At 35.3% G+C, this 15,900-nt stretch carries 15 protein-coding genes; 8 read left to right on the top strand and 7 right to left on the bottom strand.

Translation table 11 applies throughout. The features are described 5' to 3' along the window. Positions 1–38 precede the first annotated feature (38 nt). Positions 39–1,856, top strand: coding sequence for a GNAT family N-acyltransferase (locus HQN62_RS02980; protein WP_116796473.1), 1,818 nt, complete (start codon positions 39–41; stop codon positions 1,854–1,856). 85 nt (positions 1,857–1,941) lie between these two features. On the opposite strand, the gene HQN62_RS02975 is transcribed toward HQN62_RS02980, so the two are convergent. From HQN62_RS02975 to HQN62_RS02950, 6 genes are all read right to left on the bottom strand, one after another. Continuing rightward, a complete protein-coding gene (locus tag HQN62_RS02975; RefSeq protein ID WP_173503266.1) occupies positions 1,942–2,742 on the bottom strand; it encodes a M48 family metallopeptidase in 801 nt (266 codons plus the stop codon). Next, positions 2,726–3,175 carry a magnetosome magnetite crystal formation protein family gene (locus HQN62_RS02970; protein ID WP_116796475.1) on the bottom strand — a complete coding sequence of 150 codons (450 nt, stop codon included), beginning with the start codon at positions 3,173–3,175 and terminating at the stop codon, positions 2,726–2,728. The genes HQN62_RS02975 and HQN62_RS02970 overlap by 17 nt, the downstream gene beginning before the upstream one ends. Then, positions 3,172–3,585 carry a DUF2752 domain-containing protein gene (locus HQN62_RS02965; protein WP_173503265.1) on the bottom strand — a complete coding sequence of 138 codons (414 nt, stop codon included), beginning with the start codon at positions 3,583–3,585 and terminating at the stop codon, positions 3,172–3,174. The genes HQN62_RS02970 and HQN62_RS02965 overlap by 4 nt, the downstream gene beginning before the upstream one ends. A 3-nt stretch (positions 3,586–3,588) precedes the next feature. Next, complete coding sequence (locus HQN62_RS02960) at positions 3,589–3,927, bottom strand: TM2 domain-containing protein (RefSeq protein ID WP_116796477.1); 339 nt, start codon at positions 3,925–3,927, stop codon at positions 3,589–3,591. 180 nt (positions 3,928–4,107) lie between these two features. Then, positions 4,108–4,386, bottom strand: coding sequence for a TM2 domain-containing protein (locus tag HQN62_RS02955; protein WP_116796478.1), 279 nt, complete (start codon positions 4,384–4,386; stop codon positions 4,108–4,110). A gap of 92 nt (positions 4,387–4,478) precedes the next feature. Beyond that, positions 4,479–5,429, bottom strand: a complete 951-nt coding sequence (locus HQN62_RS02950; RefSeq protein WP_173503264.1) for a 2-hydroxyacid dehydrogenase — start codon at positions 5,427–5,429, stop codon at positions 4,479–4,481. Positions 5,430–5,552: 123 nt separating this feature from the next. Between HQN62_RS02950 and nhaA the strand changes: the two genes are divergently transcribed. From nhaA to HQN62_RS02915, 7 genes are all read left to right on the top strand, one after another. After that, positions 5,553–6,719, top strand: a complete 1,167-nt coding sequence (gene nhaA / locus HQN62_RS02945; RefSeq protein WP_173503263.1) for a Na+/H+ antiporter NhaA — start codon at positions 5,553–5,555, stop codon at positions 6,717–6,719. 106 nt (positions 6,720–6,825) lie between these two features. Beyond that, entirely contained in the window at positions 6,826–7,485 is a 660-nt protein-coding gene (locus HQN62_RS02940; RefSeq protein WP_116796481.1) for a hypothetical protein, read from the top strand. Between the two features lie 9 nt (positions 7,486–7,494). After that, the gene (locus HQN62_RS02935; protein ID WP_173503262.1) at positions 7,495–9,513 is read left to right on the top strand and encodes a hypothetical protein; all 2,019 of its coding nucleotides are present in this window, start codon (positions 7,495–7,497) and stop codon (positions 9,511–9,513) included. A 3-nt stretch (positions 9,514–9,516) separates the two neighbouring features. Continuing rightward, positions 9,517–10,914 carry a hypothetical protein gene (locus HQN62_RS02930; RefSeq protein ID WP_173503261.1) on the top strand — a complete coding sequence of 466 codons (1,398 nt, stop codon included), beginning with the start codon at positions 9,517–9,519 and terminating at the stop codon, positions 10,912–10,914. 154 nt (positions 10,915–11,068) lie between these two features. Further along, positions 11,069–12,910 (top strand): DUF1800 domain-containing protein, encoded by a 1,842-nt coding sequence (locus HQN62_RS02925; protein WP_173503260.1) that lies wholly within the window; start codon positions 11,069–11,071, stop codon positions 12,908–12,910. Between the two features lie 85 nt (positions 12,911–12,995). Beyond that, positions 12,996–14,603 (top strand): DUF1501 domain-containing protein, encoded by a 1,608-nt coding sequence (locus HQN62_RS02920; protein WP_173503259.1) that lies wholly within the window; start codon positions 12,996–12,998, stop codon positions 14,601–14,603. Between the two features lie 234 nt (positions 14,604–14,837). Next, positions 14,838–15,356, top strand: coding sequence for an outer membrane beta-barrel protein (locus HQN62_RS02915; protein WP_173503258.1), 519 nt, complete (start codon positions 14,838–14,840; stop codon positions 15,354–15,356). A 72-nt stretch (positions 15,357–15,428) separates the two neighbouring features. On the opposite strand, the gene HQN62_RS02910 is transcribed toward HQN62_RS02915, so the two are convergent. Next, on the bottom strand, positions 15,429–15,884 hold the full coding sequence (locus HQN62_RS02910; RefSeq protein ID WP_173503257.1) for a hypothetical protein: 456 nt from the start codon (positions 15,882–15,884) through the stop codon (positions 15,429–15,431). Positions 15,885–15,900: the final 16 nt, after the last annotated feature.

Here is a 15,900-nt window from a genome sequence, read left to right as displayed (position 1 = left end):
TTGCTATCTTTGTCTCTTGCTCAAAAAAGAAAAAATAAATGGGTTTAGTTACCGCGAAAGAAGTTGCAAAGACAATAAATACGGACAAGTACGGCGTTTTCGGTACTTTTTCGGGCTGGTTGTTGATGAAAGTTTTAAAGATTTCGACATTAAACAAAATATACGACCGCAACAAACATTTGAAAGAGCTACCGTTCTTGAATGCTATATTGGACGAGTTTCAGATTAAATTTGAGATTCCGGAAGAAGATTTTAAACGATTACCCAAAGATGGCGCCTATATCACCATTTCAAATCATCCGCTTGGAGGAATTGACGGTATTTTGTTGTTAAAATTAATGCTCGAAAGAGAACCTAATTTTAAAATCATAGCCAATTTTTTACTGCATCGAATTGACCCCATGAAACCCTATATCATGCCGGTGAATCCTTTTGAAAATCACAAAGACGCTAAGTCAAGTGTGGTGGGAATTAAGGAAACATTGCGCCATCTTAGAGATGGTAAACCATTGGGGATGTTCCCTGCCGGTGAGGTTTCTACTTATAAAGATGGAAAATTGGTAGTTGATAAAGCTTGGGAAGAAGGCGCTATAAAAGTAATTCGAAAAGCACAGGTTCCTGTGGTACCTATTTATTTTCACGCTAAAAACAGTCGCTTATTTTATTTTCTGTCCAGAATAAACGACACACTAAGAACGGCAAAATTGCCATCGGAATTGTTGACTCAGAAAGATCGAATTATAAAGGTACGTGTTGGAAAACCTATTTCGGTTGCCGAACAAAACGAATACGAATCGATTGAGGATTACACGGAGTTCTTGAGAAAGAAAACCTATATGCTAGCCAATCCTTTTGAAAAAGAGAACAATTTTTTGAATACGGCCAATTTAATGCCTTCGAAAGCCCCTAAAAAAATTGTGACTCCGGCCAGTACCGACAAAATGATTGCCGAAGTGGAAGCTTTAAGAGTAGCCGACCTTCGCCTTTTACAAAGTAAAAATTACGAAGTATTTTTTGCCGAGGCCAAACAGATTCCAAATATTCTTCATGAAATTGGACGTTTGCGTGAGATTACTTTTAGAGAAGTTGGTGAAGGGACGAATGAATCCATTGATATTGACAAATACGACAAATACTATCGCCATCTCTTTTTGTGGGATGATGACACCAAACAAATCGCGGGAGCTTACCGCATGGGATTGGGATCTCATATTTACCCTAAATATGGTATTGAAGGATTTTATCTGAACGGTCTTTTCCGTTTTGAACCTGAATTGCACGACATGATGAGCAAATCCATTGATATGGGTAGGGCTTTTATAATCAAAGAATATCAGCAAAAACCAATGCCGCTGTTCTTGTTGTGGAGAGGAATCATACACACCACTTTACATTATCCGGAACATAAATATTTGTTAGGCGGTGTAAGTATCAGTAATCAATTTTCAGATTTTTCGAAATCATTGATGATTGAATTCATGAAATCGCACTATTATGATCCTTATATTGCACAATACATCCATCCTAAAAAGGAATTCAAAGTCAAATTAAAAGATGCCGATAAGGATTTTATTTTTGATGAAGCGGAAGCTGATTTAAATAAATTTGACAAGCTTATTGATGAGTTGGAACCAGGGATTTTAAGACTTCCTGTACTAATTAAAAAATACATCAAACAAAACGCAAAACTAGTAGCTTTTAATGTCGACCCTTTATTCAACAATGCTATCGATGGATTAATGTACATTCGAATTGCAGATATCCCGGAAAGCACTATGAAACCTGTGATGGAAGAATTCCAGGCTGAATTGGAACGCAAACTAAATGACAAAGAGGAAGAAAGCAGTAGTCACTAAGCAGTATTTAATAAACAGAATATAAAATAAAATCCCGTTTCGCTTAAAAAGACGAAACGGGATTTTTTCATAGACAAACATCTATTTAATTTTCGTATTCTTTAACGGCCTTTTTAAAACCGGTCCATTCTGTTTGTGTCAACAAATGTTTCTGGCTAGCTTTTTTCCCTTTTATATATTCAAGTATGTATTTGGCTCTTTCTTCCGATTCTGGATGAGAATTTACCCATGACAATGCACTTTCTAATTTATTGTCAAAAGACATTTCATATAGAAAATCCGCAAATGGTGCTGGATCAATTTTAGCCTTTAGCATATATTCAACGCTGGCGATATCGGCTTCTTTCTCAAGGGAACGATCATAGGCCGACGATGATAAAGTATGCATAATCTCGCGAACAAGCTTACCATTATTATTCCCAGTAGTTATTGACATCAGTACAGAAAAACCAACCTCTTTTGATAATTTTTTCATCACGTGATTGTTCTCTATGTGAGCAATTTCGTGTCCCAAAACACCAATTAAAGCCTGTTCGTTTTTTGACGCTTCAATTAGTCCGGAATACACCACTAAATGTCCATCCGGCAACGCAAAAGCATTAACCTCATCTTTTTGTATAATATGTACTTTTAGGCTGTCACGTTCTATTCCGTTTTCTTTACACAATGGTTTTAATAATTTGTCCAACGATTTGGTAATCGAGTCATTTACTATTATGTCTTCGGTCGTTTTTATTTGATCCCAAATCATATCGCCAACTCCTTTTTCGGTAGCGCTTTTGGCTTTATCTATTTTAAAAAAAGTGATATAATCAATTTGAGACAGCAAAAACCAAATCCCAAAGAAGACAACCACTATTGATAATCCTCTAAATAGTGCTTTCATAATTGGTCTTGCAGATTAAATTAGTAATATCCGAAAAGAAATACATTTCGATATGATTCCCCTTTCTGGTTTGTGTGGCCAAATAAAGCGTGAAAATAAATTCAAGCAGATTAAAACCTACAATGGTAATTATGTAGGCAATATAACGGTTCGTCACTTCAGCACCATCAAATACGATGGAAATAGTCCACCAAAATCCAACGGTATTAAAGAAAAACATACCCAATTGAGACAATAATGCCTGTGTACAATGCCATTTTACAAAAGCTGTGCTTTTTCTGTTTCCTAAATAAAAGAAAACGGATGCCAGCAAATTCATTATGGGCAATGGCAATCCGCAAAGCACTACAACGAGCGACATCAAATAACTGTTGGATGCTCTTTCCAACTCGCTGTCGTAAGGTTTATAATTAAATTTTTGTGTTGCGATCATAAGTGTTTGTATATATTCCAAACCCAATTGAGAATAACCAATACAATCAAGGGAATGGCAATTTCTTTCTTTCTAATTAACTTCTCAGTTTTAATGTAAAAATTGTAAAAAGACTGTTTTTTTGCGACAATATCCCAAACAATCCAGCCTGGAGAAACAACCAAAATACCGGCAACTACGATTCCAAAAGGATTTAGAAACAACGACTTCACAATTTCTCCGTTAAACAAATAGGAGACCGCTCTGGTCGTACCGCATGATGGACATGGAAAACTGGTTACTCTTTTAAACACGCAAACAGTCAAATCCAAACCTGAATTTTTTATGGGTGCTAATTTCAAAAAGAGTAACCAACTATAACCCAAAAAACAAGCAAATAAAATCAGTATATAAAGCTTGTTCTTTGACATATTTTAAAGGAATGCATTATTAAACGCAATTGTGTTTTTTTCTTTTGTAGCACCTTGAATCAAAAACCAATCCACAATAGCCCAAATCATAAAACCTCCACAAGTAAGTAACTTTCCAACACCCATTCCTGTATCGCCAATGTAAAAACGATCAATTCCATAAGCTCCTGCAAAAATCGAAATTAACAATGCTGTAGTGGGGTCTTTAAATTGGGTTAACTGTAATCTTTGCCATTGACTTTCGTCTAAGGTTATTAGTTTTTCGCGGATGATATTTAGATGATGCCCTTCAAAATACTTAGCGTTCATCATCATGAACATGTCAACTTTTTGTGAATCCATTATAATAATTTGGTTTTTGGTTACTTCCCTACTCTATTTTGGATTTTCGGATACTCCATAATTTTGCTAATATATAAATATTAACAGAAATGTCTTGTTATAAAAAATTAATTTTTGCTGATAGATTAAATAAGACATAAAAAAATCCTGAAATTTCAGGATTTTTACTTTCTTTATTTTTTAAAACCAGCCTTTCTTACCGACCTGATAGGTTTGATAAAATTCTTCATCAGTTTTAGTCAAATAAATAATTCCTTCCACAAGGCCAATTATACCTCCAATTCCGCAAGTAACAACACCTAAAATGAGCTGAATTATTCCTTCTTGTGTATATCCTAAAATAAATTTGTGTACCCCTAATCCTCCTAATACGATGGCTAGAACTCCAGCTAAAACTTTTTTATTTTCTTGAGGAATTGGTTGTGGGTTATTCCAATTTTCTTGTTTTGAATTCTCCATAGTTGAAAATTAAATTTGTTAATTAATAGTTGTCTAATTTATAAAAAATATCATAAAATACTATTTTTTAAGACATTAAAAACCTTACAACTTTAACTTTTTCCATACAACGCTTTAATTTTATCCACTATCACTTGTGCCAATCGCTCGTGACTTTCGTAGGTCCAGCCAGCAATGTGCGGGGTTAATATCACTTTTCGTCCATCCAATAAATATTGAAAAGCTTCTGGTGTATTTTTATTCTGGAAAAGGTTTTCAAAAGACAGTTTCTCATACTCCAAAACATCCAATCCAGCCCCGAGAACTTTTCCAGATTGCATGGCGGTAACCAAATCTGCCGTTATGATATTCTTACCTCTGGAAGTATTGATAATCCAAATGTTTTTTGCGAAAGCATTGATAAAATCCAAATTTACCATCTTATCGGTTTCAGGCGTCCAAGGAACGTGTAAACTAAGTACATCTGTTTTTTGCTGTAATTCCTGTAATGAAACTTGTCTGGCATTGGCATCACCCACATTTTCCTTGATGTCATAGCACAATACTTCCACATCAAAACCACGGAGTTTTTTGGCAAACGCTTTTCCCATGTTTCCATATCCTATGATTCCAACTGTTTTGCCGTCGAGTTCGTAACCACGATTTTTCTCCCTGTTCCATTCACCGGAACGAATCTCGCTGTCAGCAATATTTAACTTGTTGAACAAGGACAATATCATTCCCAAAGTATGTTCGGCAACCGCATTACAGTTACCTTCCGGCGCGGCAATCAATGCAATATTCTTGGAGGTTGCATAATCACAATCAATGCTTTCCAATCCAGCTCCTACTCGAGCAATGAATTGCAAATTGGTGGCTTTGTCCAGAAACTGCTTGTCAATTTTAAAACGGCTTCGAATAACAATTCCTTGGTAGTCTTGAATTTTGGCTTCGATTTCTTGTTTGGAAGAAGTAAAATCGGCGTGATTAATAAAACCTGCCTGTTCCAATTGTTCCCATAGAATGGGATTATTACTGTCAATATGAAGGATTTTGATGTCCATATAAAAGGATTGCTAAATTAGAGTCTCAAAATTAACTAAAAAATCACGGTTTATGGTTTGAACCTAGAATAATTAACCTACAATGCTTAAATTAGCAATTTACTTTTAAAGCGAAATATAAAGATGAAATTAACCAAAACATTTACTGCATTTTTTCAAAGCGAAAAAGCGAGTGGTCTATTACTTCTTTTTGTAACCGTAGTCTCTTTATTGTTGGCTAATTCAATAATTCAAACTGAATATATCGCTTTTTGGAACACTGAAATCGGACATCATTCCATTACACATTGGATCAATGATGGGTTAATGACGATTTTCTTTCTATTGATTGGTTTAGAACTGGAACGAGAAATCTATCATGGCGAATTGGCTAATATCAAAAATGCTATTCTTCCCATTTTTGGTGCTCTTGGCGGGATGATTGTCCCTGCCGGAATTTTTCTGGTATTGAATTACGGAACGCAAACACAAAACGGAGCCGGAATTCCGATGGCAACCGACATTGCTTTTGCAATTGGAGTCTTATCCTTATTGGGCAACCGAATTCCATCCTCGTTAAAAATATTCCTTACAGCTCTTGCGGTCATTGATGATTTAGGAGCAATTCTGGTCATTGCCATATTTTACACTCAAACCATTGCATTTGACAACTTACTCTACGCTTTTATCATCTTAGCCTTTTTATTCATATTGAATCGACGAAAAGTGCATCATTTGGCTCCATACTTAATTGGAGGTGTTCTTATGTGGTATTTTATGCTCAACTCGGGTGTACATGCCACTATCACTGGGGTGCTATTGGCCTTTGTCATTCCGTTTGGAGATGGCGGAAAAAATACTGCTTCCTATAAACTGCAGCATTTTCTGCACGAACCTGTCGCTTTTATTATTCTTCCTTTATTTGCTATCGCCAATACCTGTATTTCCATCAACACAGGCTGGTATGAAGGATTGAGTCATGAAAATTCAATCGGAATTATTCTGGGTCTTGTGATAGGAAAACCACTCGGGATTTTGCTATTTTCTTTCCTTGCCGTAAGTTTAGGCATTAGTAAATTGCCTAGAGATCTAAAATGGAAAAACATTTTAGGCGCTGGAATGCTAGGAGGAATAGGATTTACGATGTCTATTTTCATAACCTTATTAGCTTTTAAAAACGATGGTGAAGAAGTCATAACTTATTCAAAAATAGCCATTCTAATTGCCTCTTTCCTGTCTGGAACATTTGGTTTTTTGTGGCTAAAACTCACTTTTAAAGCTCCCGAAAATCGATTAAAACCCAATAAATAGGATAAAAAACGTGTTAAATAAATCTCAAAGAGAAATTTTATCCTTTCCTTTGTAGCTCCATTGATTACAGGTAATGATTTAAAAAAACCTTGTAACAAAACATACAATGAAAAAAGTTTATTTTATACCCTTATTGTGTTTTGTCTTTTTGTTCCAAAGTTGCTTTGAAGTGATTGAAGAAGTGAAAATAAAAGACGACGGATCGGGGCATTTTAATTTTGTAATTAATTTTAGCCAAAGCAAAACTAAAATCAATTCGGTTTTAAAAATGCAAAAAATCAACGGCTATACCATTCCTTCCAAAGAGGAAATCAAAAATGAAGCCGCCAAACTGGAAGCACTTGCACAGAATACCTCCGGAATTTCCAATGTAAAAACCAATATCGACTTAACTAATTACATTTTTGCGATTGATTTGGATTTTCAAAAAATAACCAATCTCAATGCAGTCTTTTTAAAACTAAAAAACAGCAAAAAAATAAGTCCGACGATTGCCACGGACTATTTCACTTTCAATGACAAAAAGTTTACTCGCAGCCAAAAAATACCCATAAAAGCCCTTTACGATAAATTGGAAAAGGCCGACAAGGAAGTTTTTCAAACCGCCAAATACACTTCGGTTTACAAATTTGATTCGACCATCAAGTCCTTTTCTAATAAAAATGCGGTCACATCCAAAAGCAACAAAGCTATCAAACTTAACGGTTCCGTAATAAATGTGATTAACGGAAACGAAAAAATTGAAAATACAATCACACTCAACTAAATATAGACCATGAAAAAATATTTCCTATTCCTTGCTATTTGTTTTTCCACAACAATATATTCTCAGGATTTGGCCAACAAAGTTCCTGACAACGCTCCTTTTGCTTTGTGCTTTAACGGAAAAAACCTTAACGAAAAAGTAGCAATAAAAACCATTCAGGAATATCCTTGGATGCAGGAGTTATTGGAAAAAGAATTAAAATTTTTACCGAAAGATCTAAGTCAAACAGGTATTGACTTAACAAATAAACAGTATCAATATTACATTAACAAAGACTCTGTAATGAGTTATGTGGTGTTGCTTCCACTAAATAATGCTGCGTTGTTCGAAAAACTGGTTCAAGCAAAATACGGAGATAGTCTCAAAGTAAAAAAACAAGGAACATACAATAGCGTTGCTACTTCAAAAACACATCATTTGGCTTGGAATGACAAGTTTGCTGTTTTGGTGAATGCCACATTTTCCAAACCCAATAAAAATAGTTACACTGAAACAGAACCATACGCTGATTTAACTAGCATGGATACAACAGGCGTTCTGGTGGATTCTGTTGCAGTTAACTATGACACAGTTGCTCCTGCCTATGTCCCTGAAGAAATAAAACCAACTCCTGATCCAGAGAAGAACGAAAAAACCAAAAAAGGAAAAAACAATAAGGGAAAAAAAACCAAAAAAGCAGTTAAAGAACCCGTAATTGTAGAACCTACCGAAGAGGAAATTTATGCTGCACAAGAAAGGGCCAATGCAGAACTGGAAGAAACCAACAGAAAATTATTGGAACTCGAATTAAGAAAAAACGATTCCATCGAAATATTAAAAATTAATCCTGTTGTTGATTTGATTTTCAAAGAAGCTTTCGATTCCAAAACGGAAACGACAGCAGAAAGCTCCGTTGTTTTTAAAAATAATAACCCTAAATCTGACTTTTATATTTTCGCCGATTTGGACGCACTAACCAATCAACTTTACTCAAGCTTTGCTGGAGGAAATTCTGCTTTGATGGGAATTTACAAAAACGGAATCTTAGACAGTAATTACTACCTCAATGGCTATTTTGAAAAAGACAAAATCCGCTTGAATCAAGTAATGGCTCCTAAAAGCGAAGAGACCAAAAAATCATATCAGGAAATATGTGATTCGAAAATTGATAAAAACCTATTGAATTATATAGGCAACAATGTTTTGGGATATTACTCCATTTCGATGGATACACAAGCCATTATGAACTATGAATACAAAGTTTTAAAAAACACTTTGAATTCTGTTTACCAATCCTACTCTAAAGATGCCAGCGGAAACGAAGCCGACGTTTTGATTGATGCCGTTGCGTTATTTTTGGACGAAAAAGCCATTGCAGACCTCATTCCTGGTAACGCGATTTTTGTGCTTCATGATCTCAAAAAAGTACAGAGAGATTTCGTGAACATCGATTATGATGAAAATTATCAGCAAATAGAAACCAAAGGCATCAAAGATGAAATACAGCCTGACTTTACATTTCTTATGAACACCAGAAATGAATCATTCGTCAACAAATTGCTGCAACTGCCTTTGAATAAAAGCAAATTTACAGCTACCGATTATCAATTGACCAATGGATATTACACCATTCACTTTGAAAAGGACAATCTGCTTGAGAACTTATACATTGGAATGAAAAACGGCGCGGTTATGTTGACTACTTCAAAAGTAAATATAGAAAACTTGATTCAACAAACTCCAATGCCATTACAGGCCGATTTCAAAAAATCCATCTCTAAAAACAATTCTGCTGCTTGGTTTGATATTCAAAAAATAATTACAGCATCCAAAACGGAATTTGGGAATGATGTCAAAAGCAATTACTATGACATTGCATTGAAAAATGCAGGCGAAGTTACAATGGAATCCAAATTCAAAAATGGCGCTATTGTTTCTGATGCATCCTATACCATCAAAGGGGAACACACTAATAGTTTACAGTATTTCTTTGATGTCATCAATGAATTATATGCTGAAAGCAAAAAGGAAACAATCGTTACGGAATAATTCATGAAGAGCCTAAACCGCTATTTTTCTAAAATCGCCATACTTCTTATTGCCATTGGGAGTATGGCTTTTTTGTATTGGTTTGGCTATCATAAAAATTTTAATCAAGGTTGCATTCCCAAAAATACCGATGGAATCGCAATGATCGACATAAAAAACATCCGAAATTTTTTTATTTTTTCCTGCCTAAAAAATCCTTCGGAATGCCGATGGAATGATACAGAATCTGAATTCAAAAACCGTTTTGATCTTTCGAATTATGGAATAAAAACCCCCGATTATTTAGCTCTTTTCCACATTGAAAACCAACCAATTTTCCAGTGGTTTGTTTCCGCCGAAATTGAAAATGAAACGGCATTTGAAAAAGTAATGGTCAAATCGCATTTCCGCAAAATCGCACTTCAAAACGGAATGACTTCTTATTATTCAAATTCCTTTAATCTTCTGTTTATTAAGTATTCAAATCAAATTCTAGTTTCGAATATTTCTGAGAAGCAAAAAAATATTGCGGTAAAAGTAGCTGACGATTTATTTTTGAAAAAGCTTTTTTTGGATGCCAAAAAAATAGAAAAAACGATTAGTACACAAAATGCAGTAACGTTTTGGATTAAAAAAAACAGTTTTCTGGAAAATGATGGAATTCTAAATCTAAAATTGGAAGACCAAGAAATAACGATCGACGGACAATTACAATTCAGATCGAAATATAAAAAAGAAACGCAATTCCTTCAAAACCCAAACGCTTTATTATCATTGGGCTTCGATTTTGAGATGATTCGAAATCAAAGCATTACCGAGCTAAATTCCGACAAAATCAACAAAATAATCGGGTTTAATCTGGATTCGATTTTTGCTAACAATCCAACCAAAACTGAATTATTGCTAAATGAAATAGTAGAAAAGAAAGATTCGGCAATCAGTTATGATTATGATGATGATTTTAATCCAATAAAAAAAGTGGTTGTGCATACTACTCGTGAACCTTCTTTTTACTTTTCAATACTCACTAAGAATTCTAAAAAAGCATATAATTATCTCAAAACTCAAAATGCCATTGACAATCGTGATGTATTCGTGAATTTTCCTTTGGCGACAACAAAAACTTCCATCCGAAATAATGCCTTAACATTGGAAGCAAATTCATTAAAAAATTCGGACTTCCAACCTTCCATTCCTAAAATTGGATATTTAAAGGTTCGTTTCAACAAACTTCAGCCAAAAGATTGGCCTTACATTATTGCCAAAAATAAAAATTTTGAATTTTTAAAATCATTTGAAAGCTTTGAAGTGGAACTTTCGCAAGAAAACAAGTTTGATCTTTTTAGAGCAAGTTTGAAAACAAGAGATGGAAAAAGCTTGATTATGGTTATAAATAAGTACCCTTTTTTCAAAACATCTTAAAAAACCTTTAATCACATATTACATTTTTTTCTTACGTCTTACGCAAAACTACGTGTTTTGTCGTATTTTTTATTCCTCTCATATCGATTTCTATATATTTGTCGTTGTATTTTATCATCTACAACAAGACAACTAAAATTTGAAATCATCTTTTATGGGAAACATTACGCTGACTAGAAGAGCTTTATTTACCAAATTACTTAAAAAATTATTGGTAAGTGCCCAAGAAAAAGATCCCTTATTCGAAAAATACTCTCGTAAAATATACAATGGGCGACGTTATTCCTCTTTAACAAACCCCAAAAAAGACCTTACTGGCAAATCGGGTCCAGAAACCGAAAGAGTCACGAATGTCACAAGTGGTCTTGCGCCTTACACAGGAACTTGGTCGACTTCTGAAGCTTTGCACTTATTGAGAAGAACGGGCTATGGTTTCAAAAAATCAGATGTAGATACTTTATTGGGACTTTCAATGCCCCAAGCGGTTAATCTTATTTTGACCGTTGACAACACCCCTCCTGCTCCTCCCGTAAATCATTACAACAATGAAAAACCGGATGAAAATGGACTTGCCTATGGAGCAGATTGGACCAATAATGCTTTTGCAACCAATGATGTAGGTGGTGACACTAATGGCAACCGAACTTCGGGTTTAAGTTCATGGTCTTTGGGACTTGCCTTTAATCAGGACATCACTATTCGAGAAAAAATGACCTTGTTTTGGTATCATTTTATCCCGATAGACTTTGAGTTTGTAAAGCAATCCTCCAACGAATTCTGCAATACCAATTCGGCACGAATTTGTTATAAATACATGAAAATGTTTCGCGATAATGCCACAGGAAATTACAAATCCTTGATTCGCAACATGGCTACCCAACCGGCAATGATGTTTTATTTGAACAATCAAGCCAATACCAAGTCGGCACCTGATGAAAATTTTGCCCGTGAAGTGATGGAACTTTTCACTCTGGGAAAAGAAGAAGCCAGCCAATATACTGAAGCCGACGTTATCCAAGCCGCCAAAGTGCTTACAGGGTGGAGAGTTCAAGATTTGAATACCACTGCTGAAGCAACCAATTTTGTTGACAAACTACACGACACAAGCACCAAAAAATTTTCATCGTTTTTTAATAATAACGCCATTGCCAACTCTGGCGCCGGAGAATTGGATTTGTTTATTGATATGATTTTCTCCAAATCGAAAGTAGTGTCCGAATACATTTGTCGTCGTTTGTATCGTTTCTTTGTTTATTATGATATCGATGCCAATATAGAAGCTAACGTAATTGTTCCTTTGGCCCAGCATTTTGTATCCAATAATTGGAATATTTTACCTGTTTTGGACAAATTGTTTAAAAGTGAGCACTTCTTTGACATGGCCAATCGTGGGGTTTATATCAAATCGCCATTAGACGTTATTGTGGGAACCATGCGGACTTTCAACCTCAACTATAATGTGTCTGATGCTTCCAATTATGAAGCACAATACAATCTTTGGAATACTTTCAATTATGCCATGTACGACATGCAACAAGCTATGGGATCAATTCCAAATGTAGCGGGCTGGCAAGCTTTTTATCAAAAACCTTCTTTTCATGAATATTGGATTAATTCCAATTCGATTCAAAGACGTTATGGACTGATCGAATATCTTTTTTATGGTTTCGACTTGGAAAAAAATGGTTTAACAACCCGAATGGAAGTCGATGCTATAGCCTTTGTTAAACAATTTCCAAAAGCAACTTGCGAAGACCCAAATCTATTGGTTAGCGAATGCATTAACTATTTATTGCCCATAGATTTGAGTTTAACAGCCAAAAATGCAATTAAAACACAAACGCTTTTAACCGGTCAAGCTTCTGATGGTTATTGGACAAGCGCATGGAAAACCTACCAAAGCAATCCCAACGAGATGACAGAATCAATCGTAAAAACAAGAATACGCAGTTTACTACTGACGATTGTTGAACTTGCCGAATATCAGTTAATGTAGCTCCCAGGCTAAGATTATAAGTTGCTAAGACGCTTAAGGTCCTTAGAAACTCAGAAGCTTAGTAACTTAGAAACTAAATAAAAAAATGGAAAGAAGAAAATTTATAAAGACAACCGCTATTGCATCGACAATACCATTGGTTTTTAATCATATTCCTGTTATGGCTTCGTCCCAAATCGAGAGCGAAAATTTACAGTTATTGGCTAGTGCCGCGGCCGGTTGCGGAAAAATATTGGTCATAATTCAAATGAATGGTGGAAACGACGGATTAAATACCGTTTTGGCCCGAGACAAATGGAGTGAATTGACCAACGCCCGTCCCAATATTTTAATGAAAGAAACCGAAGTTTTGCCTTTGCATTACAATGAAACTACTGGCTTGCATCCCGCCATGAAGGAAATGCAGCAGTTGTACAATAACGGTAAAATGTTGATTGTTCAAGGTGTTTCCTATCCCAACCCTAGTTATAGCCACTTTAGAGCCACTGACATTTGGTTTACCGCTTCGGATAGTGACAAATCATTACAATCGGGCTGGCTTGGGAGAGCACTAGACACAGTCTATCCTAATTTCCCAACGGCTTATCCCAACCCCAATATGCCCGATCCATTGGCAATACAAATAGGTTCTACCTTGCCTTTTTCACTGCAGGGACCAAAAATAAACATGGCTTATAGTGTGCCTAAACCCGAAGATTTATTGAATGTAATCAATGAGACCTCGGATCCTGCACCCAACTCCGATTATGGTCACGAGCTGACTTTTTTGAGGTTGATGAAAGACCAGAGCAATGCCTATAGAGAATCGATTCAAAAAGCCTATAACGTTCCCAAACCACAATCGCCTACTTATCCCAATAAAAATGGATTGGCCGATCAACTGAGGATTGTTGCCAAACTCATCAACGGAGGTTTGCAAACACCCATTTATGTGGTAAATCATCCAAAAACATTCGATAGTCACGAAAATCAGGTTTTGGACACGGACAGAACATTGGGCAAACAAGCCGAAAATTTAAGCATACTTTCACAAGCTATTGGTGCTTTCCAAGAAGATCTGAAATTGATGGGAAAAGCGGATATTGTTACGGGAATGACCTTTAGCGAATTTGGACGCAGAATCAAAAGCAATGACAGCTCAGGTACCGATCATGGCTCTGCTGCACCTGTTCTCTTTTTTGGCGCAGCCTTAAATACAGGAAGAGGCACAGTCCAAGGAACACCAAACCCTGTTTCGGGAATGATTGGAACTTCTCCAGATTTGCCCCAAACGGCTACAGTCAATGACCAGGTACCTCTTCAGCATGACTTTAGACAAATTTACGCTACCATCATGCAAGATTGGTTGTGTATGACCGAAGCCCAATCGGATGCAGTTTTGGGAGGTTACTTTGAAAAATTACCCATTTTCAAAACAGACAAATCAATTTATTATCCGAATACCGATTTCGTAAGGATTTTTCCAAATCCAGTAACAACTAGCCAAATCAATCTTCAATTTTATAATTTTATAAATACTACAGTAGAAGTTACTATTTATACATTATTGGGATCTAAAATTTTCGGGAATGCTTATGCTGTCGATGGCGATATTCTGAGTTTCAATACCAATCAGATGTTATCTTCGGGAACTTATATTGTGCAAGTGGTTTATAATGGGACCAAATTCAATGCTAAAATGATTGTGTTGTAACTCCATCTATATTTACGAATCAGTTTTATTAAAAAAATTAATTCTTAAGTTTAAAATTTCGACAATAATCTAATTGTATTTTGAAGCACTCATAACCACTAATTTTTAGATATATAACAAAACCTATTTAGAAGTGCATTTGTAAAATTCACAGAAAAACTCCTTTTTTGACCAAAATTAAAAGGAAAACTATAATAAAATCCTATTTTTACGTTGTATTTAAAAACAAAACTTATGAAAAAATTTATTCTAATAATTGCCTTTGGTTTTATATCCTCTGGTGTATTTGCACAAGCTCCTCTTGAAGAAGGTGGGGTACAATTAAACGCAGGTGTAGGAGCTTCGGGCTGGGGAGTTCCTGTTTATTTTGGTCTTGATTACGGAATTGCAAAAGATTGGACTCTTGGCGGGCAAATATCTTTTCAAACAGATAATGATCCATATCATTATAATAACAGCAGCTATAATTATAATTCTACTGCAATAGGAATTGGTGGAAACGGGAATTATCACTTCAACAGAATATTGAATATGCCAAGCAAATTTGATTTCTATGCAGGTGCCGCTCTTACATATTACATTTGGAATTATAATGACTACAACAATAATCCTCATCCTGACCACGATGCTTTAGGCCTTGGCCTTCAAGTAGGTGGGCGCTATTTCTTTACCGATAAATTTGGTATTAATCTAGAATTAGGAGGCGGCTCAGCAACAAGCGGTGCCAAATTTGGAGTTACTTTTAAAATCTAAAGTCATAAAATACAAATTATGAAAAGCCATCTGAGAAATCAGGTGGCTTTTTTTGTTGCATTTCAAATGAATTTACTTGCTTCTTTTGAAAGTGACATTGTAAGATTTACTATCCGAACCGTCAACATAAGCACCAATTAGTATATCTTTTTCAGCAAGATACTGTAATGACAAACTATAACCGGGACTATCATCTTGCCTGTATATAACAAATAGCCGCAAAACGTCTGAAGAATTAGTCCAGCCCGCTTTTTCTATGTAAATAAATTTCGAATTCAAATAATTTACCTGCAACGAACCATTTTCCAAAAGTCTTGAGATATGCAATTCAACCGCTGCATCATCTCTTTGCCAATTCCCTTTGATTAAGTTTTTATCCTGAATTTTTGAATGAAAATCCTTTTGCAAGTGTCTAAAAACAGTCGATGAAGAAAGATTTTTCTCTTTTGCCCGAATCGAAATAGGAAACATAACGATTCCCAAAAAAAGTAATAAAAACCCGCTAATTAAAATAGTAATTTTTTGCATACACCCATTTTTATGT

Origin of the sequence: Flavobacterium sp. M31R6, assembly GCF_013284035.1 — a bacterium.
Lineage (GTDB): Bacteria > Bacteroidota > Bacteroidia > Flavobacteriales > Flavobacteriaceae > Flavobacterium.
The sequence above is the reverse complement of the archived record's forward strand: the minus strand, read 5'-3'. Positions and strand labels throughout refer to the sequence as shown.

Coding starts and splice junctions, on each gene's coding strand:
- HQN62_RS02980 (WP_116796473.1), top strand. CDS start 39: ATGGGTTTAGTTACCGCGAAAGAAGTTGCAAAGACAATAAATACGGAC.
- HQN62_RS02975 (WP_173503266.1), bottom strand. CDS start 2,742: ATGAAAGCACTATTTAGAGGATTATCAATAGTGGTTGTCTTCTTTGGG.
- HQN62_RS02970 (WP_116796475.1), bottom strand. CDS start 3,175: ATGATCGCAACACAAAAATTTAATTATAAACCTTACGACAGCGAGTTG.
- HQN62_RS02965 (WP_173503265.1), bottom strand. CDS start 3,585: ATGTCAAAGAACAAGCTTTATATACTGATTTTATTTGCTTGTTTTTTG.
- HQN62_RS02960 (WP_116796477.1), bottom strand. CDS start 3,927: ATGGATTCACAAAAAGTTGACATGTTCATGATGATGAACGCTAAGTAT.
- HQN62_RS02955 (WP_116796478.1), bottom strand. CDS start 4,386: ATGGAGAATTCAAAACAAGAAAATTGGAATAACCCACAACCAATTCCT.
- HQN62_RS02950 (WP_173503264.1), bottom strand. CDS start 5,429: ATGGACATCAAAATCCTTCATATTGACAGTAATAATCCCATTCTATGG.
- nhaA (WP_173503263.1), top strand. CDS start 5,553: ATGAAATTAACCAAAACATTTACTGCATTTTTTCAAAGCGAAAAAGCG.
- HQN62_RS02940 (WP_116796481.1), top strand. CDS start 6,826: ATGAAAAAAGTTTATTTTATACCCTTATTGTGTTTTGTCTTTTTGTTC.
- HQN62_RS02935 (WP_173503262.1), top strand. CDS start 7,495: ATGAAAAAATATTTCCTATTCCTTGCTATTTGTTTTTCCACAACAATA.
- HQN62_RS02930 (WP_173503261.1), top strand. CDS start 9,517: ATGAAGAGCCTAAACCGCTATTTTTCTAAAATCGCCATACTTCTTATT.
- HQN62_RS02925 (WP_173503260.1), top strand. CDS start 11,069: ATGGGAAACATTACGCTGACTAGAAGAGCTTTATTTACCAAATTACTT.
- HQN62_RS02920 (WP_173503259.1), top strand. CDS start 12,996: ATGGAAAGAAGAAAATTTATAAAGACAACCGCTATTGCATCGACAATA.
- HQN62_RS02915 (WP_173503258.1), top strand. CDS start 14,838: ATGAAAAAATTTATTCTAATAATTGCCTTTGGTTTTATATCCTCTGGT.
- HQN62_RS02910 (WP_173503257.1), bottom strand. CDS start 15,884: ATGCAAAAAATTACTATTTTAATTAGCGGGTTTTTATTACTTTTTTTG.